18 protein-coding genes and 1 pseudogene are annotated in these 22,288 nt (G+C 66.2%); 7 read left to right on the forward strand and 12 right to left on the reverse strand.

Going from position 1 to position 22,288, the window contains the following annotated elements; all coding sequences use genetic code 11:
* Positions 1-164 precede the first annotated feature (164 nt).
* Positions 165-824, reverse strand: a complete 660-nt coding sequence (locus V3B46_RS08080; RefSeq protein ID WP_329891628.1) for an RIO1 family regulatory kinase/ATPase domain-containing protein — start codon at positions 822-824, stop codon at positions 165-167.
* 436 nt (positions 825-1,260) lie between these two features.
* Between V3B46_RS08080 and V3B46_RS08085 the strand changes: the two genes are divergently transcribed.
* Entirely contained in the window at positions 1,261-2,166 is a 906-nt protein-coding gene (locus tag V3B46_RS08085) for an aspartyl/asparaginyl beta-hydroxylase domain-containing protein (RefSeq protein ID WP_024957655.1), read from the forward strand.
* 118 nt (positions 2,167-2,284) lie between these two features.
* Here V3B46_RS08085 and speE read toward each other — a convergent pair whose 3' ends face one another.
* Positions 2,285-3,139, reverse strand: coding sequence for a polyamine aminopropyltransferase (speE, locus tag V3B46_RS08090; RefSeq protein WP_049400802.1), 855 nt, complete (start codon positions 3,137-3,139; stop codon positions 2,285-2,287).
* Positions 3,140-3,330: 191 nt separating this feature from the next.
* Between speE and speA the strand changes: the two genes are divergently transcribed.
* Both speA and V3B46_RS08100 read left to right on the forward strand, forming a co-directional pair.
* On the forward strand, positions 3,331-5,220 hold the full coding sequence (gene speA / locus V3B46_RS08095) for an arginine decarboxylase (RefSeq protein WP_012512349.1): 1,890 nt from the start codon (positions 3,331-3,333) through the stop codon (positions 5,218-5,220).
* A 43-nt stretch (positions 5,221-5,263) separates the two neighbouring features.
* Entirely contained in the window at positions 5,264-5,584 is a 321-nt protein-coding gene (locus V3B46_RS08100; protein ID WP_005411369.1) for a DUF6122 family protein, read from the forward strand.
* 62 nt (positions 5,585-5,646) lie between these two features.
* Here the strand turns inward: V3B46_RS08100 and V3B46_RS08105 are convergent, their stop codons facing one another.
* Genes V3B46_RS08105 through V3B46_RS08115 form a run of 3 tightly spaced genes read right to left on the reverse strand, consistent with a single transcriptional unit; the run spans position 5,647 to position 7,912 of the window.
* A complete protein-coding gene (locus tag V3B46_RS08105) occupies positions 5,647-6,966 on the reverse strand; it encodes a sensor histidine kinase (RefSeq protein WP_329891629.1) in 1,320 nt (439 codons plus the stop codon).
* Positions 6,963-7,622 carry a response regulator transcription factor gene (locus tag V3B46_RS08110; RefSeq protein ID WP_154264680.1) on the reverse strand — a complete coding sequence of 220 codons (660 nt, stop codon included), beginning with the start codon at positions 7,620-7,622 and terminating at the stop codon, positions 6,963-6,965. Before V3B46_RS08110 ends, V3B46_RS08105 begins: the two co-directional genes overlap by 4 nt.
* A complete protein-coding gene (locus V3B46_RS08115) occupies positions 7,622-7,912 on the reverse strand; it encodes a PepSY domain-containing protein (RefSeq protein WP_005411366.1) in 291 nt (96 codons plus the stop codon). Before V3B46_RS08115 ends, V3B46_RS08110 begins: the two co-directional genes overlap by 1 nt.
* A 151-nt stretch (positions 7,913-8,063) precedes the next feature.
* Here V3B46_RS08115 and V3B46_RS08120 point away from each other — a divergent pair, with 151 nt between their 5' ends.
* Positions 8,064-8,498, forward strand: a complete 435-nt coding sequence (locus V3B46_RS08120) for a PepSY domain-containing protein (RefSeq protein WP_012512344.1) — start codon at positions 8,064-8,066, stop codon at positions 8,496-8,498.
* A gap of 127 nt (positions 8,499-8,625) precedes the next feature.
* Here V3B46_RS08120 and V3B46_RS08125 read toward each other — a convergent pair whose 3' ends face one another.
* The 4 genes from V3B46_RS08125 to V3B46_RS08140 form a co-directional block, all read right to left on the reverse strand.
* The gene (locus tag V3B46_RS08125; RefSeq protein WP_005411364.1) at positions 8,626-9,108 is read right to left on the reverse strand and encodes a hypothetical protein; all 483 of its coding nucleotides are present in this window, start codon (positions 9,106-9,108) and stop codon (positions 8,626-8,628) included.
* Positions 9,109-9,234: 126 nt separating this feature from the next.
* Complete coding sequence (locus V3B46_RS08130) at positions 9,235-10,443, reverse strand: NAD(P)/FAD-dependent oxidoreductase (protein ID WP_329891630.1); 1,209 nt, start codon at positions 10,441-10,443, stop codon at positions 9,235-9,237.
* Positions 10,444-10,446: 3 nt separating this feature from the next.
* Complete coding sequence (locus tag V3B46_RS08135; protein ID WP_329891631.1) at positions 10,447-10,875, reverse strand: SMI1/KNR4 family protein; 429 nt, start codon at positions 10,873-10,875, stop codon at positions 10,447-10,449.
* A 121-nt stretch (positions 10,876-10,996) separates the two neighbouring features.
* Positions 10,997-11,491 carry a lipocalin family protein gene (locus V3B46_RS08140; RefSeq protein WP_329891632.1) on the reverse strand — a complete coding sequence of 165 codons (495 nt, stop codon included), beginning with the start codon at positions 11,489-11,491 and terminating at the stop codon, positions 10,997-10,999.
* A 182-nt stretch (positions 11,492-11,673) separates the two neighbouring features.
* On the opposite strand from V3B46_RS08140, the gene V3B46_RS08145 reads away from it, so the two are divergent.
* The gene (locus V3B46_RS08145) at positions 11,674-11,922 is read left to right on the forward strand and encodes a hypothetical protein (protein ID WP_006399378.1); all 249 of its coding nucleotides are present in this window, start codon (positions 11,674-11,676) and stop codon (positions 11,920-11,922) included.
* An 87-nt stretch (positions 11,923-12,009) separates the two neighbouring features.
* Complete coding sequence (locus V3B46_RS08150) at positions 12,010-14,439, forward strand: DUF3772 domain-containing protein (RefSeq protein WP_329891633.1); 2,430 nt, start codon at positions 12,010-12,012, stop codon at positions 14,437-14,439.
* A 581-nt stretch (positions 14,440-15,020) separates the two neighbouring features.
* On the opposite strand, the gene V3B46_RS08155 is transcribed toward V3B46_RS08150, so the two are convergent.
* A complete protein-coding gene (locus V3B46_RS08155; RefSeq protein WP_329891634.1) occupies positions 15,021-17,126 on the reverse strand; it encodes a phosphoglycerol transferase I in 2,106 nt (701 codons plus the stop codon).
* Between the two features lie 244 nt (positions 17,127-17,370).
* Positions 17,371-19,017 (reverse strand): annotated as a pseudogene (locus tag V3B46_RS08160) (ABC1 kinase family protein); the annotation flags it as partial.
* A gap of 206 nt (positions 19,018-19,223) precedes the next feature.
* On the opposite strand from V3B46_RS08160, the gene V3B46_RS08165 reads away from it, so the two are divergent.
* The gene (locus V3B46_RS08165) at positions 19,224-20,150 is read left to right on the forward strand and encodes a DUF808 domain-containing protein (RefSeq protein WP_154264673.1); all 927 of its coding nucleotides are present in this window, start codon (positions 19,224-19,226) and stop codon (positions 20,148-20,150) included.
* A 521-nt stretch (positions 20,151-20,671) separates the two neighbouring features.
* Here V3B46_RS08165 and V3B46_RS08170 read toward each other — a convergent pair.
* Positions 20,672-22,210 carry a diguanylate cyclase domain-containing protein gene (locus V3B46_RS08170; RefSeq protein WP_329891636.1) on the reverse strand — a complete coding sequence of 513 codons (1,539 nt, stop codon included), beginning with the start codon at positions 22,208-22,210 and terminating at the stop codon, positions 20,672-20,674.
* Positions 22,211-22,288: the final 78 nt, after the last annotated feature.

Raw genomic sequence — 22,288 nt, forward strand, 5'->3', positions numbered from 1 at the left:
CCGTTCGGCGGGATGTTGTAGAGACGAGCCGATGCTCGGCTTGCTCTTTGTAGAGTCGAGCTTGCTCGACTGCTCTGCGCTTCAGTCGAGCAAGCTCGACTCTACGAAACGGCAGCCAAGCATCGGCTCGGCCCTACAGAAAAGCGGTCGAGCAAGCTCGACCCCTACCGCCGCTTCGCCCACTTATAGAACCGCTTCCAGCCCTGGCGCACGGCGGCGACCCAACCCGGGTCGGCCACCAGTGCGGCCTGCGCGGCACTCGGGGCCTGGCCGGTCACGCGCTGGCGGATCTTCAGCAGGTTCTTCATGTCGCTGCGGCGCAACTGCCGGCTCAGCGGGTTGCGGCGTAGCCAGCGCGGGGCGCGCCAGGCGGAGGTGAAGTCCAGCAGTACCGGCACGCCGCCACTGACCACCACGTTGGTGCCATGCAGGTCGTTGTGGGTGATGCCAGCGGCATGCAGACGGCTGAGCGCGTGCTGCAGCTGCTCGAACACTTCAGTGCCGACCACCTGCGCGGTGCTGAGCGTCTGGCCGGGAATGAACTCCATGCCCAGTGCCAGGCCACCCAGGGTGCCGAGCAGCGCGGGAGCATGCTTCCAGCCGCCCAGGCGCTGCAGAATGCGTGCTTCACGGCGCACCATCAGCCGCGCGATCAGCGAAACGGGAGTGCCGCGATAGCGGGAATAGTCCTTGATGACCGCCTCGCGCCCGTCCAGGCAGGTGCGGTAGACGTCGGGGGCCAGGAAGCGTTCGCCGCGCTTGAGCAGCAGCGGGGTGGCGGCGTCTTCGCCGCAGGAGGAGGGGGGCAGGGCAGGAAGATGCATGTCGGGGTCTCGGACGACCCGGTGGGTGGCGCAAAGCGTCAAGCGAACCGGTGTTACAGGGAGTTACTAAGTTTTCGTTAATTTTAGTACTCGCCAGTTCGCTATTCCACGATTTGTCGGAGAAATGTCGGGGCCGTGGCTGGAACAGTTCGTCGCGCCCAATCGGACAATTCCGTCTCACTTTGTCGTAGGTTCTTTCAGAATCAATAGGTTGGGCGTTGCATCGCGTCGTTCATCCGCGCCCCGCTGAACGTCACGCACGTCCGGCTTGACCCCGACGCACGGCCTGCCGACCATAAGCTGTTAATTCGCGACATCGGCGGCCGCCCCTTCCTGGCACGTCCCCGTCCCCTGCCGCGGTCCCCACCGGTGCTGGCCGCCTGGCCGTGCGTCGCCCCGTTTCCCGTTCCGGCCGCGGCTGGAGGAAAGTGCTTTGATCATCAAAATCGTCATTGCAGCGCTGTTCGTGGCCTGCGTGCTGTACATCCACTTCCGTGGCAAGGTGCGCGCGCGCTGGTCGCGCCAGCTGCTGGACCACTCCAGTTTCATGGCCCCGATCAACGTGGTCATGTACATGTTCTCGAAGGTGCCGACCACGCCGTTCCTGGACCCGGCCAAGGAGTTCCCGCAGCTGGAGCCGCTGCGCCAGAACTGGCAGATGATCCGCGACGAGGCGCTGGCGCTGCGCGATGCGCAGAAGATCGCGGCCTCCAGCACGTTCAACGATGCCGGCTTCAATTCGTTCTTCCGCCGTGGCTGGAAGCGCTTCTACCTGAAGTGGTATGGCCCGTCGCACCCGTCGGCGAAGGCGATGTGCCCCAAGACCACGGCGCTGCTGGAGTCGCTGCCGGATGTGCGCGCGGCGATGTTCGCGCAGCTGCCGTCGGGCAGTGAACTGCGCCCGCACCGCGACCCGTTCGCCGGTTCGCTGCGCCTGCACCTGGGCCTGGCCACGCCCAACAACGACGGCTGCTACATCGAAGTGGACGGCATCAAGAAGAGCTGGCGCGACGGCGAGTGGATGATGTTCGACGAGACCTACATCCACCACGCGCACAACGAGACGCCCGATGACCGCGTGATCCTGTTCTGCGACATCGCCCGCCCGCTGCGCTTCGGCCTGCCGGGGCTGTTCAACCGCGCGGTGGCGGCCACGCTGCTGGCCGGTGGTGCATCGCCGAACCTGCCGGGTGACCCGACCGGTGGCGTCAACAAGGCGTTCGGCAGTGTCTACAAGGTGCGCCTGAAGGCCAAGGCACTGCGCGAGCGCAGCGTGGTGGCCTACCAGCTGATCAAGTGGGGCCTGGTGGTGGCGGTGATCGCCGGTATCTGGGCGCTTTGATCGTTACATGCGGTTGCCGGCCAGCGGCCGGCACTACCGGAACATGAAAAAACCCGCGCTGTCGCCAGCGCGGGTTTTTGCTTTGGTAGGTGCCAACCTTGGTTGGCACGCTTTCCGATCAACCCTTCAGCGCCGCCTGCACGAACGGCGGGGTCACCAGCACGCCGGTGTGCAGCGCGGCGGTGTAGTACAGGGTGTTGAAGGTCTTGGCGGCCGAGTCGGCCTGGCGGAAGTCGAAGCTGCTGTCGCCCTTGCGCGCCATGGTCACGCTCCACCAGCCGGTGGGGTAGCACGGCTGCGGGAACGGCAGGGTCTTGAACGAACCGAAGCCGGCCTTGCCCATCTCGGTGCGCATTTCGTTGATCAGGTCCAGCTGCATCAGCGGCGACTCGGACTGCTGCACCAGGATGCCGTCGTCCTTCAGGGCCTTGAAGCAGCTCTCGTAGAAGGCCTTGTTGAACAGGCCTTCGCCCGGGCCGACCGGGTCGGTCGAATCGACGATCACCACGTCCACGCTGCCGGCCGGGCAGTTGGCCATGTAGGCCACGCCGTCGTCGAACAGCAGTTCGGCGCGGGCGTCGTCGTTGGAATCGCACAGTTCCGGGAAGTGCTTGCGCGCCATCACGGTGACCTGCTCGTCGATATCGCACTGGGTCACGCTCTCCACGCCGGTGTGCTTGAGCACTTCGCGCAGGGTGCCGCAGTCGCCGCCGCCGATGATCACCACGCGCTTGGGCGCGGCGTGGGTGAACAGCACCGGGTGGCTGATCATCTCGTGGTAGAAGAAGTTGTCCTTGCTGGTCAGCATGATGGCCCCGTCGATGGTCATCAGGTTGCCCCAGTCGGTGGTCTGGAAGATCTCGATCTTCTGGAACGGCGACTGCACCTCGTCCAGCTTGCCGGTGATGCGGTAGCCGATGGCCGAGCCGGTGCGCTCGAAGTGTTCGATGTACCAGTTGTTGCTGTCAGTCATGGGAAAACAGTCCTGTTCGGAGGGGTGGAGCCGGGCTGGCGGGCGGGGCCGCGTGGCACAGATGCCACATCCGGACGGATCGGCCCGTTCAGGTTGAAACCTGTCACGGGCGCGGGCGCGCATGATAACGAACCTGTGGGCATATAGGCGTTATCATGCCCCCCCTTTTATTGCCAACAAGGCCGACTGAAATGACCGATTGGTCCCTCGACCAAGCCCGCAAGACCTACTCGATCCCGCATTGGGCGGACGGTTACTTCGACGTGGATCAGGCCGGGCACATGGTGGTGAGACCGACCGGGGCGGACGGCCCGGTGGTGTCGCTGCCCAAGGTGGTCGACGCGGCGCGCGCGGCCGGTGCCAAGCTGCCGCTGCTGGTGCGCTTCCCGGACATCCTCGGCCAGCGCCTGGGCAAGCTGCAGGCGGCCTTCGGCCAGGCCCAGCAGGACTGGGAATACAGTGGCGGCTACACCGCCGTGTACCCGATCAAGGTCAACCAGACCCGCGGCGTGGCCGGCACCCTGGCCAGTCACCACGGCGAGGGCTTCGGCCTGGAAGCGGGCAGCAAGCCCGAGCTGATGGCCGTGCTGGCGCTGTCGCGCCCGGGTGGCCTGATCGTGTGCAACGGTTACAAGGACCGCGAGTACATCCGCCTGGCCCTGATCGGCCGCAAGCTGGGCCTGCAGACCTTCATCGTCATCGAGAAGCCGTCCGAGCTGAAGCTGGTGCTGGAAGAGTCCAAGGCGCTGGACGTGAAGCCGGGCCTGGGCGTGCGCATGCGCCTGGCCTCGCTGGGCGCCGGCAAGTGGCAGAACAGCGGTGGCGACAAGGCCAAGTTCGGCCTGTCGCCGCGCCAGCTGCTGGACCTGTGGAAGTCGCTGCGTGACACCGAGTACGCCGACTGCCTGAACCTGCTGCACTTCCACATGGGCTCGCAGATCTCCAACGTGCGCGACATCGCCAATGGCATGCGCGAAGCCACCCGCTACTTCGTGGAGCTGTCGCGCCTGGGCGCGAAGATCACCCACGTCGACGTGGGCGGTGGTCTGGGCGTGGACTATGAAGGCACCCGTTCGCGCAGCTTCTGCTCGATCAACTACGGCCTGCATTCCTATGCCAGCAACATCGTGCAGCCGCTGGCCAATGCCTGCGAAGAGTTCGGCCTGACCCCGCCGCGCATCGTCACCGAGTGCGGCCGCGCGATGACCGCGCACCACGCGGTGCTGATCGCCAATGTCTCGGAAGTGGAAGAAGCGCAGGAAGGCCGCGTGCCGGACCAGCACGACGACGAGCCGGCGGCGATCCGCCACCTGCGCGAGATCCACGACGAGCTGGACGTGCGCCCGGCGGTGGAGCTGTTCCAGGAAGCACAGCACTTCCACGCCGAAGGCCTGGCCAGCTATGCGCTGGGCCAGATCGACCTGCCGCAGCGTGCGCGCATCGACGATCTGTTCTACGCCATCGCCCACGGCGTGCGTGCGCGCCTGAGCTATGACGAGAAGAGCCATCGCCCGGTGCTGGACGAACTGAACGAGCGCCTGGTCGACAAGTATTTCGTCAACTTCAGCGTGTTCGAATCGATCCCGGACGTGTGGGCGATCGACCAGGTGTTCCCGATCGTGCCGATCGAGCGCCTGGACGAAACCCCGGACCGCCGCGGCATCATCGCCGACATGACCTGCGACTCGGACGGCATGGTGGAAACCTATGTCGAGAACGAGAGCCTGGACAGCTCGCTGCCGCTGCACAAGATGAAGCCGGGCGAGAGCTATCGCATCGGCTTCTTCATGGTCGGCGCCTACCAGGAGATCCTGGGCGACATCCACAACCTGTTCGGCGATACCGATGCGGTGGAAGTGCTGGCCGATGCCGATGGCTACGCCATCACCCAGCAGCGCCGTGGTGACACCACCGACGTGATGCTGGATTACGTGGGTTACCGCCTGGACGAACTGCGCGCCACCTATGCGCAGCGCGTGGCCGAGGCGCAGCTGTCGCCGGAACGTGCGCAGGAGCTGTCCGAAGCGCTGGAAGCCGGCCTGACCGGTTACACCTACCTGTCCGACGAACCGCTGGTCTGAGGTCAACGGGAACGCCGGGCATGGCCCGGCGCTACCGGCCCCGATGAGCGCCCGCGCGATCTTCCACCTGTTCCTGCATGCCGCCGTGCCAGCCCTGCTGGCATGGCTGTTCTGGCGCAAGCGCTTCGCCTCGGCATGGTTGCTGATGCTGCTGGGCTGGATCATCGACCTGGACCATCTGCTGGCCGATCCGATCTACGCACCGAACCGCTGCAGCATCGGGTTCCACCCGCTGCACACCGCACCGGCCATCGCGGTCTATGCCGGGCTGTGCGTGCCGAAGAAAACGCGGTTGTTCGGTATCGGTTTGATCATCCACATCGTGCTGGACGCGATTGATTGCTGGTGGATGCATCACCGTTGATGCTGGGTGCGTGTCGACCAAGGGCGACACCTACCGGGTGCACGTGAACCGGTAGCGTTGCTTTACCCCACCGGCAACCACAACGTTGCACGCAGGCCGGGCTGCGCATTCTCCAGCGCCACGCGTCCGCCATAACTGGCGGCGATATCACCTACGATCGCCAACCCCAGCCCACTGCTGCCCTCGCGCTCATCCAGGCGCACGCCACGGTGGGTGACCTGTTCCAGCGCGTCTGCAGCCAGCCCGGGGCCGTCGTCGCGTACCTCAATGCGCAACTGCCCTTCGCTGGTGTCTGCAGTGACGTCCACCTGCTGCTTGGCCCACTTGCCGGCGTTGTCCAGCAGATTGCCCAGCATCTCCTCCAGGTCCGCACTGGCACCGGCGAACTGCAGCGCCGGATCGATACCAGCCGCCGTGAACGTGATGCCACGTTCGCCATGCACGCGTGCCATCAGCCGGCACATTGCCTGTGCGACCGCCGCCACGTCGGTGCGCTGGCGATGGTCGGCGGCCAACCCTGCGGCCAGGTAACGGTCGACACTGGCCTGCATACGCGCACTCTGCTCGCGCACGGTGGCACGCCAGTCCGCGCCGTCGCCGTCGGCCTCAGTGGCCAGCACGCTCAGCGGGGTTTTCAGCGCATGCGCCAGATCCTGTGCACTGGTGCGTGCGCGCGCGACCATGCGCTGCTGATGCTCCAGCAGTGCGTTGAGCTCCTCGCCCAGCGGTGCGACCTCCGCACCCAGCCCCTGTGTATCGATGCGCTGCGCGTCGCCGCGCCGCACCCGTTCCAGCTGTGCACCGAGGCGATGCAATGGACGCAATCCGAAGTGCACCTGGCTGGCCAGCACCGCCAGCCACGCCGCGACCAACACACCCAGCGCGATGGCAGTACGCTGGCGGAACGCGGCCACATCCGCATCCAGCGCGCTGCGATCGGTGGCAACCACAGCCACGAACGGTTCGTTGGCGCGTGGCAGGCGCACCTGCTGCATGCGTGCGCGCAGCGATTGCTGCAGGGGGCCGGTCAGGTTGCGCGTGGCCGGGCCAATGGCCGTGACGGGAAGCGTTTCATCCCACAACGAGCGTGACTGCAGCAGCACCTCGCCGTCGGCACCGGCGATCTGCCAGTACGCACCGGAGAACACCCGCTGGAAGCGCGCATCGTTAGGTTCCTGGCGCAGCTGCAGCTGGTGGTCGGGGGTGACTTCCATCTGCGCGACCAGGGTCAGCATGTCCTGCTGCAGTTCGTGGTCCAGCCGATCACGCGCGCTGCGCTTGAACAGTTCGCCCAGCAGCGCGCTGGCCAGCAGCGAGACCAGCAGCAGGCCGGCACCGCCAGCCAGCAGCAGGCGTCGTCGCAGCGAGGGTTGCCGGCTCACGGCGCGGCCAGCCGCCAGCCCTGGCCGCGCACGGTCTGGATCAGATCGATGCCAAGCTTGCGGCGCACCCGCCCGAGCAGCACGTCCAGTGCGTTCGAGTCCGGATCGTGGCCGCCATCGAACACCTGTTCGCCCAGGCGGTCGCGGCCGATCACCTGGCCGCTGTGGTGGATGAAGTAACTGAGCAGGCGGAACTCCTGCGGGCTCAGCGACAGCGCCTGCCCATCCAGTTCAAAGCGGCCGGCGTTGACGTCCAGCTGCAGCGGGCCGCAGTGCAGGCGCGGGCTGGCGTGGCCGTGGCTGCGACGGATCAGGGCGCGCAGGCGCAGCACCAGTTCGTCGGCCTGGAACGGTTTGGTGAGATAGTCATCGGCACCGGCATCGAACCCAGCCAGCTTGTCGTGCCAGCGCCCGCGTGCGGTCAGTACCAGCACCGGAAAGCCGCGGCCGTTGCCGCGCCAGCGCTCGATCACGCTCAGTCCGTCCAGCCCGGGCAGGCCCAGATCGACGATGGCGGCCTGCAGATCTTCGATCTGGCCGATCTCCTCGGCCTGGCGGCCGTCGGCGACCACGTGCACCACGTAGCCGGCCTGCTCCAGCAGGGGCACCAGGCGCTGTGCCAGCGCGGCATCGTCTTCGGCCAACAGGATGCGCATCAGTCGTCGAGCTCCGTCTTCAGCAGCTTTCCGCTGCGCGCATCATAGTCCAGCTCCACTACCACGCCGTCGCCGCGCAGGATCTCCACTTCGTAGACGCCGTCGTCCAGCTCCACTTCCAGCAGCTGGCCCGGAAAGCGCTTGAGTGCATCGCGCACCACGCTTTCCAACGGCACGTAGCGGCCCTGCTGCACGGCTCGGCGCGCGACCTGCTGCGCCGGGTCCTGTGCCGGCGCGGCGGCGGTCGGGGCGCTGGCCAGGGCCAGCAGCAGGGGCAGGGTGGAGAGCATCGGGGCGCAGGGCGGGCTGTAGGAACAGGGGTGAGTGTGCCGGGGCTGACTAACAGTTGGCTAACAGTGCCGGCTAAGGAGCTGTTAACCACGGGGTGCATTGTGGCGTTGCCGGGATGGTCCGGCCACGAACACGAACAGGAGAACCCCCATGTTGAAGTCGCTCACCCTCGCCACTGTTGCTCTACTGGCCATCGCACCGGCCGTACAGGCTGCGCCGCTGGGCATGGCCCAGGTCGAACAGACCCTGCGCAAGGCCGGCTACACCCAGATCCACGAGATCGAACGCGATGATGGCCTGTGGGAGGCCGACGTGAGCCGCGCCGATGGCCGCTTCAGCGAGGTCTACGTAGACCCCAAGACCGGCGAGATCTTCGACGAGCACAGCGGCCGCGCGCTGTTGACCACCGAGCAGGTGCTGGCACGGGCGCAGGCGCATGGCCTGCGCGAGATCCATTCGCTGGAACGCGATGGCGCGACCTGGTCGCTGGAAGCCCGGAATGCCCGCAACCAGAAAGTGGACGTGCGCCTGAGCGGTTATGACGGCCGCATCCTGCACAGCGAGCGCGATGGCTGGCTGGATTGATTCGCGTGCCGGTAAGTGCCGGCCGCTGGCCGGCACACGAGGAGAAAGCGTGTCGACCAAGGTCGACACCTACCAAGCGTACGCAGCGGTAGCGGCCGACCTTGGTGGCCCAGGCCCGACGCGGCGCTTACCAGCCAAACGGCGGCGGGTAATCCCAGTAGCCCGGGCCGCGGCCGTAGTAGCCGCCGTACGGACCGAAGAAGCCCGGGCCCTTGCCTTCGCTCACGTGGATGTTGACGTTGACCCCGTGGGTCTTGCCCTCATCGGTGGTGTAGTTCTTGCTCAGGTTCAGCGTGGCGGCGTTGTAGTGGCTGTTGCCACCGTTCTTGGAGTAGCCGATGCCGGTTGTGAAGCTGCCGGACACCTTGACCTTGTCGTCGGTGACGTCGGCGATCTTCGCGTCGTCGTGCACGCGCGGGCCGCTCTTGTCACCGTAATACGTGCCCGGCGGGTCCTGCTGCAGGGCCGGGTCGTTGAGGTAGCGCATCGGCGCCTGCGGCAGCGTCAGGTCCAGGCCGGCGGCCTGCGGCGCGGTGGCGCCGGCGGCGGACTGGGCCAGTACGGTTCCCGGCAGGGCCAGGCACAGCAGCAGGGTCAGGGGGCGGATCATGACGGCGCTCCAGCGGACAGGTGACCACGCAACACGCGGCAGTACAGGCCGACGCTAGCAGGGGTTGCTTGAATGATGCCTGTCGGCGCCGGATTGGGGTAGAGCCAGGCCATGCCTGGCTGCAGGTCACAGCCGCCCGAACCCGAACAGCCCCGTGAGCGGATGCCTGCGCCGCTCGATCCCGGCCCGCAGCAGCTGCGCGCCGATCATTGAATAGGTGATGCCGTTGCCGCCGTAGGCCATGGCGAAATGCACCCGCGGGCCCCACTGATCGTGCGGGCCGAAGAACGGCAGGCCGTCGGCGGTCTCGGCGAAGGTCCCGGCCCAGGAAAACGCTGGTACCGGGTCCAGCCGTGGGAACCAGTGCTGCAGCTGTTTCATCAGCTTGTCGGCCTTGCGCTCTAGGCGCCTGTCGCGGCGGGCGGGAATGTCGATGGCGTCGTCCAGCCCGCCGACCAGCAGGCGACAGTCGCCGGTGGCGCGCAGGTACAGGTAGGGGCGGGCGCTCTCCCAGACCATCGTGGTGCGCAGCCGGCCGAGCACGTCCGCATCGATGGGATCGGTGATGAAGGCGTAGCTGCTGCGGTTGCGTGCGACCCGTTGCTTGAGCCAGCGTTGGTTGGCATAGCCCATGGCCAGCACCACGTGGCGTGCGCGGATGGTGGCACCGGCTTCGGTACGGGCGGCCACCCCGCGCGCGGTAGCATCGAGGCTGTGCAGTACGGTGCGGTCATGCACATGGCCGCCGCGCCGACGCAGGCGCTGCAGTAGCGCATAGGTCAGCCGATACGGATCAACCCGGGCCGCCTGCCGGGTCAGCAGGGCGCCGCCGGTCTCAACGTCGAAACGTTCCCGCAGTGCCTCCGGGCCCAGCCAGCGGGCATCCAGGCCGATGCCGCGACGGGCATCGCCCTCGGCCATCAGGCGCGGCACGTCGCGGTGGCGGCTGGCCAGATAGAGGCTGTCCATGCGCTGGAAATCAACGTCTTTCAGGCCGCGAGCGACCTCGCCCAGCGCCGGAATGGCCTCGGCACAGGCGCGGTAGGCCAGCGCGGCGGCGTCCTGGCCATAGCGTTGGGCCAGTTCCAGCAGATGGGTATCGATCTCGTACTGCAGCAGGGCGGTGCTGGCAGCGGTGCTGCCCCAGCCGATGTCGCGCTGTTCGATCACTGCCACGTCGTGGCCATGCCGGGACAGTTCGTCGGCGATCAGCGCACCGGTGATGCCGCCGCCGACCACCAGCACATCGCAGCGCAGGTCCTTTTCCATTGGCGGAAACGCCTGGATCAATCCATTGCGTACCGCCCACCACGGGTAGCCACTCTTGAGGTCCATGGGTCAATTCGCCGGATCGATTTCATGCTCGTCCGCAGGCTGATCTACAAGCAATCGAGCGAACAGGTCGGGAAGGTCACTCGCTACAGGGATGGCGTACTGACGTTCCATGCCAATGAATGGAATCCGCACTACCGGCATTGCTGTGTCCAGTGTGTCGAATCCATAGCCCTCCCCGCCGCCGTCCGAAGCGAACAGGAATATGCCCGGCGCGTATGATTCAACCTCATACTCACGATTGAAGTCGATGACTTCTTCTGCTTCCCAGAAGACAATGTAGTTGTCGCCAACAAATCCTTCGCCACCGTTGTGCGCCCTAAGGAATTCAAGGTAACTCTCGGGAAGTGCCACTCCCACGCGGGCTGACAGACCAGCAATGGCCGACATTTCAGCCGGGCCATTGAGCTGTCCCTCTGTCAAATGATATTCCATGGCTGCTCTTCCATGTCTCTCGGGGACTGGTTAAACCAGAAGTTTGCCTGCTGCTGATGAATGTCGCGATGGGGGATAACGGCATTGGCGGAGTCGGTTGGCGTCCACCATTGCCCGTAGATCAGGCCGTGGGCTGGCCGGTATGCGGGGTCTGGATCAGTTCGGACAGATCGAAGCCCTGCAGGCGCGCTGCGGCCAGATAATGGTCCTGCACGGTGGCGTCCAGCTGTGGCTCGCGGGCCAGCAGCCACAGGTACTTGCGGTCCGGGCTGCCGACCAGCGACACGCTGTAGTCCGGTGCGACCTGGATCACCCAGTAGTCGCCCTTGGCGAACGGCAACCAGCGCAGGCCCTTGGGCAGGAAGCTCACCTCCAGGCGCGCGCTGTCGTTGTCGACGGCGCAGGCCTCGCCGGTGGCTTCCTCGACCTCGCCGTCCATACGGCAGCGGTTGGTGACGCCGACGTTGCCGTTGTCGAGCAGGGTGTAGTGCGCCGACACGTCGGTGCAGCCTTCCGGTTCATGGCGCATCGGCAGGCGCGCGATCTCGTACCAGGTGCCCAGGTAGCGGGGCAGCTTGAGGTCGGCGACGGTCTTCAGCGGCGGGTGGTCAGTCATCGGCGGTCGTGGCAGGGGAGGGACTCCACGATGCCGATGGCCTTGCCATGGGCGGGTGAAGCCGGGGCGATGACCGTGTCCAGAACGTTCCGTCGCCGCTGCGATGTGCCTGTTGTCACCGGTGCGGCGGTATCCTGCCACCAGCGCCGTGTTCTCCTGATCCAACCGAAGTGGAGGTGCCGATGTACCAGGTGATTCTGTTGAAGAGTGAATCCGCGTTCGCGCGCGAACAGTGGCCGCAGGTCGATGACCTGGTCGACTACGAAGGCGTGGCCTACAGCCTGCGTGCCGGCCCGCGCCAGCCGCTGCCCACCGACCACGACTGGCACCCGGTGGCGGTGTATGCGCCCGATGAGATCACCGAGGAAGAGTTCCAGGACTGGTACGCGCTGCAGCAGCCCACGGTGGAAGAGCTGCGCCTGAAGTACTGATGCTCGACGCTGCCGGGGCCGTCCATCCGCCCTTGACCGGCTCTGCCGTATAGTCGCGCGCAGGCGCGGTGGTCCGCGCGAACCGGTGTGGCTGGCTTGTCTTCTTTCCTGCGATCGATCCGTGCACGGGGCCCTTGGCTGGTCCTGCTGCTGTGCAGCGTCTTCCTGCTGTCCGCGCCGGTGCTGGCACAGGATGAGGACCCCACGCCCAAGCAGCAGCTGGCGGATATCGATGCGAAGCTGAAGGAGGTCGACCGCAAGCGGGGTGATGCGGCCGCCATCGAGACGCTGGCGATGCTGTCCGAGAATGCCTCGCAGGCACGGCGCGATGCCGAGGCGCTGGAAAAGGCGCTGCAGCCGCAGCTGGATCGACTCAACGAACAGCTGGCGCAGCTGGGCACGCCTGCCGAGGGCACCACCGAGCCGCCCGAACTGGCGGCACAACGGCGCACCATCAACAAGCAGCGCGACGGCCTGGCCGCGTCCGTAGCGCAGGCCAAGACCAGTGCCGTGCGTGCCCAGCAGCTGGCAGCCGACATCGACCAGCAGCGCACTGCGCAACGCGCCGAAGACATGGGGAAGAAGGTCGCCTCGCCGTTGTCTCCGGCACTGTGGAGCAAGGTTGCCGAACGCCTGCCGATCGATATCGCACGCGTCGCGCCGTTGGCCGAGCAGGGGCGCGATACGTTTGTCGCTGGCGTCCGGGCCAATGGCTGGGGCACGCCGTTGCTGGGCCTGGTGGCCGCGCTGGTGATGATGTTCCCGCTGCGGCTGTGGCTGCGCAGGCTGGGCCGGCGCTTTGCGGAGTCCGAGCGCGCGCCGGACGGTCGCCTGCGCCGTTCCGGCCTGGCCATGTGGCTGCTGCTGGTGGGCACGCTGCTGCCCGGCTATGCGGTGGTGGTGTTCATTGCCTCGCTCAACGCCGTCGATGCGATCGCCCCGCGCCTGCAGAACGTGGCCGACGGCGTGCAGCAGGCGACCTTCGCCGCTGCGTTCATCGCCGCGCTCAGCGCCTGCCTGCTGGTGCCCAATCGCCCGTCGTGGCGGTTGTTGAACCTGGATGACACCGCCGCGCTGAAGCTGCGCAAATATGCGTGGGGCGCCGCAGCGCTGGCCTGGTTGAGTACGGTGCTGGTCGCCCTCGATCAGGCCACGCGCACCAGCGATGTGACCACCGTGGCGCTGGACGGAGTGATCGCGCTGACCTACCTGGGTCTGATCATGGCGATGCTGGTGACGCTGGCGCGCCTGCACCGACGGCAGACCGCCGAGGCCGAGGCCAAGCTGGAGGCACAGGCCGACGGGCTGACGGCGAGCACGCCGGTGCGGCGCAGCAGCTGGCTGGTGCTGGCGCGCGTGGCGGGCAACATCGCGGTGGTGGCTGCGATCATCGCCACCCTGCTGGGCTACGTGAATTTCGCCAAGTTCGTGAACCAGCAGCTGATCGGCGGCAGCATTGTGGTGATGGCCGCGATGCTGTTGTTCAAGTTCGTCGATGACTTCAGCACGTGGCTGCTCAACGCGGACAGCAAGGTCGGCCAGACCATCCTGCTCAGCACTGGCCTGAGCGTGTCGAGGCTGGAGCAGGCGGGTGTTCTGCTGTCTGCGATGTTGCGTACGCTGGTGGTGCTGGTCGCGCTGCTGGCCCTGGCCGCACCGTTCGGCAACGTCGGCACGATCGTCGAACGCATAGCCTCGCTGGCCAACGGCATCGAGATCAACAAGGACCTGACGCTACAACCCGGCCGTATCGTCACCGGCGTGCTGGTGCTGCTGGTGGGTATGGGGCTGACCCAGCTGTTGCAGCGCTGGCTGACCGACACCTATCTGCCCAAGACCGAGCTGGATCTCGGCGCCCGCAACTCGATCAGCACGATTGCCGGCTACGTCGGCATCATCCTGGTGGGACTGTGGGCGCTGACCGCGATGGGCCTGAACCTGAAGAACCTTGCGCTGCTGGTCAGTGCATTGTCAGTGGGTATCGGTTTCGGCCTGCAGGCGATCATCCAGAACTTCGTATCGGGCCTGATCCTGCTGGCCGAGCGTCCGGTGAAGATCGGCGACTGGGTGAAGCTGGGTGACCAGGAAGGCGACATCCGCCGCATCAACGTGCGTTCGACCGAGATCCAGGTCGGCGACAAGTCGACCCTGATCGTGCCCAACTCCGAGCTGATCACCAAGACCATCCGCAACATGACGATGGGCAACAACCAGGGCCGCATCCAGATCCAGTTCGCGGTGCCGCCCAGCACCGATGTCGGCAACCTGCGCCAGGCGCTGCTGGATGCGTACACCGCACACACCAACGTGCTGAAGCAGCCGGAGCCAACGGTCTACATCGACAGCATTGCCGGCGGCCAGATCACCATCAACAGTTTCGCGTACGTGGCCAGCCCGCGGCAGGTGTACGGAACCCGCAGCGATCTGTACTTCAGCCTGTTGCAGATCCTGGCGGAGCGGAACATCCCGCTGTCGACCCCGACCGACATCCACATCACCCGCGATCCGCAGGAGTAGGGGGTAATTTGCAGGGCTGCGCCCTGCACCCGCTACGAGCCGGAGCAAAGGCAACAGCAACGGCAACGGCAAAAGCTGGTTTCCTGTGGGATGGCGGGGTGGGGGGGGGGGGGGGGGGGGGGGGGGGGGGGGGGGGGCGGGGGGGGGGGGGGGGGGGGGGGGGGCGCGGCCCCCCCCCCCCCCCCCCCCCCCCCCCCCCCCCCCCCCCGCCTTCGACAGATTTCCGCGATCTGTCGGAATGGCATGGCGTGCTCTTGGTGGGTGTCGACCTTGGTCGACACGTAGATCCACGCCATGCGTGGATGTTCTTCGATCAACTGTCGAAATATTCGATTTCGATGGAGATTCATCCACGCATGGCGTGGATCTACCAGACGCTAGGAATCTGTCAGAAGTGGGGCGGTGTGGGGTGGCAGGACCGTTGGCGCCATGGATGGCGCCATCGAGCCCCCATGGATGGGTTTACGGCGTGTCCTGCCACCCCACACCGCCCCACCAAACCACGGAATGCACGCCGTTGCCGTTGCTGTTGCCTTTGCTCCGGCTCGTAGCGGGTGCAGGGCGCAGCCCTGCAAAGAACCCTATCCTCGTGGTCGGCTGCGGGATGGCACCAGTGCGAACGTGTCCACCGCCAGCTTCTCCGCGTGGTTCAACCACGCGCGGATCTCCAGATCGTCCACTTCGTGGTCCAGCCCGAACGACACGTTGATCTTGCCGTTGGCATCGGGCTGCACCCACTGCTGCGCCAGTACCACCTTGCGTTGCGAGGACACCGCCTCGATCCAGAAGCCGCGGTCCGGGCGCGTGCTCGCCACCAGCTGCAGCATGTACTGGCCGGCACGGGTACGGCGACCCTTCTGGGTGATCATGTGCGCCTGGCGCACGCTCGGGCGCGGGCCCTGGAACGCATCCAGCGGTGCATCCACCGCGATGCCACCGCGCAGGTCGTTGTCGCGGTACAGCTTGATGCCGTTGTCACGGTTGACCAGCAGGGCGCACCAGTCGCCGTCGGCCGAGCCATCCTCGAACGCGGTGCAGCGGTCGACGTAGGCCAGGGTGTTGTCCGGGTCGGCATCATCGAACTGGCGCGAGGTGTTCTCCAGATACACCGACTTCAAACCCCAGTCCTTGTCGTACTCCAGCAACACCGGTGGCTGCACGTGCTGCAGGCCGACCACCACCTGGTCATCGCCATCGATCTTCAGTTCGCGGGTCGGTTCGCCCAGCCACAGCGACCGCGCGAAGGCGAGGTACTGCGGATAGTCACGACCACCATCGCGCTGGGTGGCTGCGCTCGCGCTCGGCGCGCGCTGGCTGTCGATCAGCGAACGGCCAAAGCCCATCGTCTTCAGGTTCGGGTCCAGCAGGCTGAGCAGGGTCGCACCCGAATCCAGGGTGGTGCCGGCGTCGGCGCTGAGCTGCTGCGGGGCAATGCCATCTCCCAGGAACAGCAGCAGGTTCTCGCGCTTCTGCCGGGTCAGAATGTGGGTCAGATCGTTGGGCATCGCCAGGTGGTCGGAGGCGATGACGATCAGCGTGTCCTTGCCGTACGGGCTGGCCTGGATGCGCTGCACCAGCTGCGAGATCAGCCGGTCGCTGCACTTGAGCGCGTTGAGCATGTTGATGTTGCCGTACTGGCTCTGGTAGCGCTCACCCTTGCACGCCACCGGCAGGTGGCCCGCCGGGTGATGGGTATCCATGGTCAACGTGGTCAGCATGAACGGCGAACCGGCGCGCGAGAGCTGCTCGAAGCGCTGGTAGGCGGTATCCAGCAGCACGTCATCGTGCACGCCCCACGCCGAGTAGTGGATGCGGCCGATCTTCTTCTGCTGCTTGAACCACGCCAGGTCATGCACTTCGTCGAAGCCGTGGCTGGCCAGGAACTGGCCCTTGCCGGCGAACTGGCCGTTGGCGCCACCCAGGTAATGGTTGGTGTAGCCCTGCTGCTTCAGGTAATCGCCCAGGCACACGGCCTTGGGCAGGAAGCTGCCCATGCGGTCCATGCTGTTCTCATCGCCCTGCGAAGTGGTCAGCGGCACACCGCACATCGACGACACCAGGCCGGCGATGGTCCAGCCGCTGCCCTCGGCCGAGGCCAGGTTGCGCACGTCCAGTGACTCGGACGCCAGACGGTTGAGGTTGGGCATCAGACCGGGAAACACGGCCTCGTCCAGGTAGGTACGCTCCAGGCTCTCGCCGTAGATCCAGACGATGTTGCGCGGGCGTTGCAGCGGCTGTGTCGGCACCTGGTACTCGGGGGCGATGCGGGCGAAGTCGACCGGGCGCAGCTGCTGGTAGAGACGCTGGCCGTCGCGGGCCAGCGGGCTGATCATGATCGTTACTACCCATACGGCCGCGAAACCGGCAAACAATGCGCCACCGTGGCCGGGCCGGCGCCAACGCTTCACCCGCGTGGCGAACAGGGGTAGCAGCGAGACCAGCGCCAGTACGATGAAGCCGGCGATATAGCCCTTGAAATCGGAGACACCGGCGCCTTCCATGTCGGCGCCCAGGTGGTACAGGGTGGCGGCATTAAGCCCATCACCGGACAGCTTGTCGATCAGCCACCACGCGCTGAGCATGAGTAGCAGCAGCGAGAATGCACCAGCCTTCCACCACACCCATTTGTCGGACGCGAGGAACAACCAGCACAGCAGCAACAACGACAGCAGCAGTATCCAGAGCATAGGCAGCTTCGGCAGTGACGGGGTGGTGGTGATGGACGTCGTACCGACGCGTGTCCATCCGACCAGCGCTGCCACAAGCACATGCATATGACAGGCCGATGACCCGATAGTGCATGCACGAACCTGACTGAAATGTTTGTTGAAAGTACACGCGCGCAATCGCGCTCAGAAGGTAAAACGAGCGTGAAGGGCTTCGTTGGATTGCATTAAAAACCGCATGAATACGGTGGTTTTCGCTGATGCGCTAGCGATGCCCGCGTTCTTCGCGTGCCCGAGCACGACGGTCGAACAGCAATGCACTGGTCACGATGCAAAGGCCGAGCACTACGCCGATGAACAGCAGAATCAGCGCAATGAGCGGGTAGCCGAACAGGTGCCAGCCGGTGTCGATCTTCATCATCATCGCCGCAGCCATGATCAATGCCGCGCTGATGATGCCGGCCGCCACGCGGTTGGCGATCTTCTGCAGGTTCTCCATCAACCGCGACTCTTCCAGTCCGGTTACCTTCATCTGCAGGCGGTTCTCGGCCAGCAGCGCCATGATGTCCGACAGCTTGCGCGGCCCATCGCGCAGCAGCTGCTGCAGCTCCATCGCCTCGCTGGCGAGGTTGGCGGCAGACAGCGATTTCTTCAGGCGTGCACGCATCACGTGCTGCAGCTGGCGCTCGACGATGCGGCGGGTTTCCAGCTCGGGTGCAAGCAACCGGCACACGGTTTCCAGGTTGAGCAGCGCTTTGCCGAGCAGGCTCAGCTCCGGTGGTGTGCGCAGGCCGCAAGCGGTGGCGATGCGCACCATGTCCAGCACCACGCGGCCTTCGGAGAAACTGCCGCTGGCCGCATAGCGCGCAATCAACTGGCCGGTCTCGCGCAGGTAGCGCTCTTCATCGAACGCCTCCAGCCGCGTGCTGATGCTGATCAGGTCGTCGGCCACTTCTTCGCCGCGGCCATCGACCGCAGCGAACAGGATCTTCAGCAAGCGCTCGCGCAGGCGCGGCGGCATGTGCGCGACCATGCCCAGGTCGAAGATCGCCAGCCGGCCATCGGGCATCACCCGCAGGTTGCCGGGGTGCGGGTCGGCATGGATCTCGCCATGCACGAAGATCTGGTCCAGGTAGCCGCGGATCAGCGCCGCTGCCAGTGGATCCATCGACTGCTCGGTGCGGCGCACATCGGGAATCGCATCCACGCGCACGCCGGTGGCCAGTTCCATGGTCAGCACGCGCTGGCTGCTGTAGTCCCACAGCGGCTGCGGAATCCACAGGCGGCGGAACGGCTTCAGGTGCCGGCCGAAACGGGCCAGGTTCTCCGCCTCGGCGTGGTAGTCCAGCTCCTGCATCAGGGTCTTGGCGAACTCGTTGAGCCAGTCGCGCAGGCGCACCCGACGGCCGACCTGGGTCAGATGGTCCGCGGCCAGCGCGAAGCTGCGCAGTGCCTCCAGGTCCGAGCGCAACTGCGCGGCGACCTCGGGTTTCTGCACCTTCACCGCCACCTGGCGGCCATCGTGCAGCACCGCGCGATGTACCTGCGCGATTGAGGCACAGCCCAGCGGCTCAGGATCGAACGCGGCGAACAGCTTGTTCACCGGCGCGCCCAGTTCCTGCTCGACGATGGCATGGATGCGCTCGACCGGGATCTCGGCCACCTTTTCCTGCATGCGCTCCAGCGCGGTGGCGAACTCCACCGGAACCATGTCCGGGCGGGTGGACAGCATCTGGCCCAGTTTGACGAAGGTCGGTCCCAGCGCTTCCAGGTCGCTGACGAACTGTTCCGGGTTGCCATCGGCAGGGACGTCGGCCTGGTGGCTGGCGGCGTCCAGGTTCATGCCCGAGAACACGCCCGAATGGCGGTAGCGCATGAGCAGGCGCAGGATCTGGCTGCGCCGGTTCATGCCTTTGACCAGCGGGGGATTGCCATTGGCGGTGGGCGGATTGCTCAAGCGGAACTCCCATGCGGCAAAGACGGTAGTGCCGGCCGCTGGCCGGCAATGTCCGGATTCCGCAGTGTCGCCGGGGGGCGGTAGGCACGCGGTGAATCCGACTGCTTCCGCAGCGGCCCCGGGATCGGTCAGAATCCGCTCATTCCCTCTCTGGACTTCCCATGGCCGGTGCCAGCCTGTTTGCCCTGCTCGACGATATCGCCTCCCTGCTCGACGACGTCTCGGTGCTGACCAAGGTCGCGGCGAAGAAAACCGCCGGCGTGCTGGGCGACGACCTGGCGCTGAACGCGCAGCAGGTGACCGGGGTCAACGCCAACCGCGAACTGCCGGTGGTGTGGGCGGTGGCCAAGGGCTCGCTGGTCAACAAGGTGATCCTGGTGCCAGCGGCACTGGCGATCAGCGCGCTGGAGGCCTGGCTGCACAGCCGTGGCTGGAACGTGCCGCTGATCGTGCCGCTGATGATGATCGGCGGCGCCTTCCTCTGCTTCGAGGGTGTGGAGAAGCTGGCGCATCGCTTCCTGCACTCGGCCGAGGACGACGCCGAGCATCAGGCCGAGCGGCGCAAGGCGCTGGCGGATGCCGAGGTGGATATGGTGGCGTGGGAGAAGGACAAGGTGAAGGGCGCGGTCCGCACCGACTTCATCCTCTCGGCCGAGATCATCGTGCTGACCCTGGGCGTGGTCGCCACCGCACCGTTCACCAACCAGGTGGCCACGCTGGCCGTGGTTGCACTGGCGATGACGGTCTTCGTCTATGGGCTGGTCGCGGGCATCGTGAAGCTTGATGACGTTGGCCTGTACCTGTCGCGCAAGGGCGGCGCCATTGCCGCCTTTGGTCGCGGCCTGGTGGCCTCGGCGCCGTGGCTGATGAAGTTTCTGTCGGTGGCCGGCACCATTGCCATGTTCCTGGTGGGCGGCGGCATCCTGGTGCACAACGTGCCGGCGCTGCACCACGCGGTGCAGGCGCTGGGCGGTGAGGGGCAGTGGGGTTGGCTGATCAGCGCCGTGGCCAACATGGTGGTGGGCATCATCGCCGGCGCCATCGTGCTGGCAGCGGTGACCGGGTTCCAGAAGCTGCGCGGGAAGTAAGCGGCGGCCCATTGCCCGGTAGAGGCCGACCTTGGTCGGCGCTTTGTTCCGGCGTGTGCCAACCAAGGTTGGCACCTACCGAAGCGTTGTCCTTTGCATTGGTAGAGGCCGACCTTGGCCGGCGCTTTGTATCCACGTGTGCCAACCAAGGTTGGCACCTACCGAAGCGCTGTCCTTTGCGCTGGTAGAGGCCGACCTTGGTCGGCGCTTTGTATCCACGCGTGCCAACCAAGGTTGGCACCTACCGAAGCGTTGTCCTTTGCATTGGTAGAGGCCGACCTTGGTCGGCGCTTTGTATCCACGTGTGCCAACCAAGGTTGGCACCTACCGAAGCGCTGTTCTTTGCATTGGTAGAGGCCGACCTTGGTCGGCGCTTTGTTCCGGCGTGTGCCAACCAAGGTTGGCACCTACCGAAGCGCTGTCCTTTGCATTGGTAGAGGCCGACCTTGGTCGGCGCTTTGTATCCACGTGTGCCAACCAAGGTTGGCACCTGCCGAAGCGGTTTCCGGTGTACCGGAGAACTACCCCGCCTGTACCCGGTTCTTGCCCTGGCGCTTGGCTGCATACAGCGCGTCATCGGCACGGCGCAGCAGGGTTTCGGTATCGTCGCCAGGCTGCCATTGCGCCAGCCCGGCGCTGAAATGCACCGGCACGCGCTGGTCCTGCACGGTCAGCACGCGGTGCGCCAGTGAACGCTGCAGGCGTTGCACGGTGGCCATGCTGTCGGCACCCTGGGTCTCCGGCAGCACCAGCACGAACTCGTCGCCGCCCAGCCGTGCGATGCCGTCGGTGGCGCGCAGCAGCAGCTTGCACACGGCCACCAGGTGCTGCAGCAGCGCATCGCCACCCGCATGCCCGTGCGCATCGTTGGTCAGGTGGAAATCATCCAGGTCGATCACCGCCACACCCAGCGGTGAGTTGTTGCGTGCTGCGCGGGCCAGCTCGCGTTGCAGCAGTTCGTCCAGGCCGCGTCGGTTCAGCGCCTGGGTCAGCGGATCGATACGCGCCAGGTCACCAGCGGCACGCAGTTCCTGCTCCAGCTCGGCAATGCGTTGCTCGGCGCGTTCCACTTCCTGCCGTGCGTTGGCCAGGTGATCGCGCGCCTGCGCGGCCTGCTGCTGCACCTTGCCGGTATCGCGCATCACGTCCTGCAGCAGCTGGTTGAGGTCGGCGATGCTGCGTGCCTCGCGCAGTTGCAATGCGTAGCTGCCGATGCGGTCGTGGTACTCACCGGTGCTGGTGGCCATGCCGTCCATGCGCTCGATGAACTCGCCCATCAACCCGCGCATCGCCGCCTTCGAATCGTCGATGCCCTGGCGCAGCAGTCCCTGCTTGTAGATCACTTCGCGCAGCTCGGCGCGGGTGCGCTCGACCGCCTCAGCTTCCAGCGGACCATCCAGCAACTGGCGCACCGCGGCGATCTGGCCCTGCAGCCAGCTGCGGTCATCCAGCAGCTCGCTCACGTTTTCCAGCAGCAGCGCGAACAGCTCCAACAGCAGCGCCTGCTGCTCCTGCCAGCTCTCGGCGCGCACGCCGACCTGGTGGCCGAGTTCGCGCACGCCCTGTTCGATCGGTTCCAACGCGGTACCCGGCTGCCACTGGCGCAGGCGCGTGGCCAGCGCTTGTGCCTGCTCGCGCAGATCCGGGTCGTGCTGCAGCAGGGCCACCACGGCGCCGCCCAGCAGCAGGCGCAGCTGCTCGGACAGGCGCAGGCTTTCCGGCTGCCCGTCCGGCGAATGCTGCTCGATGGTGCGGATGTACTTGTCGATCAGCTGCCGCATCGCGCGCCCGTAGCGCGGCCAATCAGCGCTGGCCTGTGCCGACTGCAGGCGGTCGCCCATATCGCCCAGTTCGCCGGGCAGGGTGGACATGCCGTTGGCGAACGCAGCCAGCAGTGGTTCCGGCGCGTCGGCGCCGGCAAACAGCTGCTGCAGGGCCACGCCACCGCCACCCTGCAGCACCACGCGGTCGCCCAGCCCGTCATCCACCACCGCGCGCACGCGTGCCGGCGGCCCAAGGGCGGTACCGGGGGCAGGGCGGTGGTCGGGCTGGTCGGTCATCGAGCAAATCCTGAGGCTGGCAGGGACTGGTTCCAGCATATCGGCGCGGCCGCCGACGGCTTGAACGGCTAGGATGGG

The sequence above is a fragment of the Stenotrophomonas sp. SMYL11 genome (assembly GCF_036320005.1).
Classification (GTDB): Bacteria; Pseudomonadota; Gammaproteobacteria; order Xanthomonadales; family Xanthomonadaceae; genus Stenotrophomonas; species Stenotrophomonas maltophilia_A.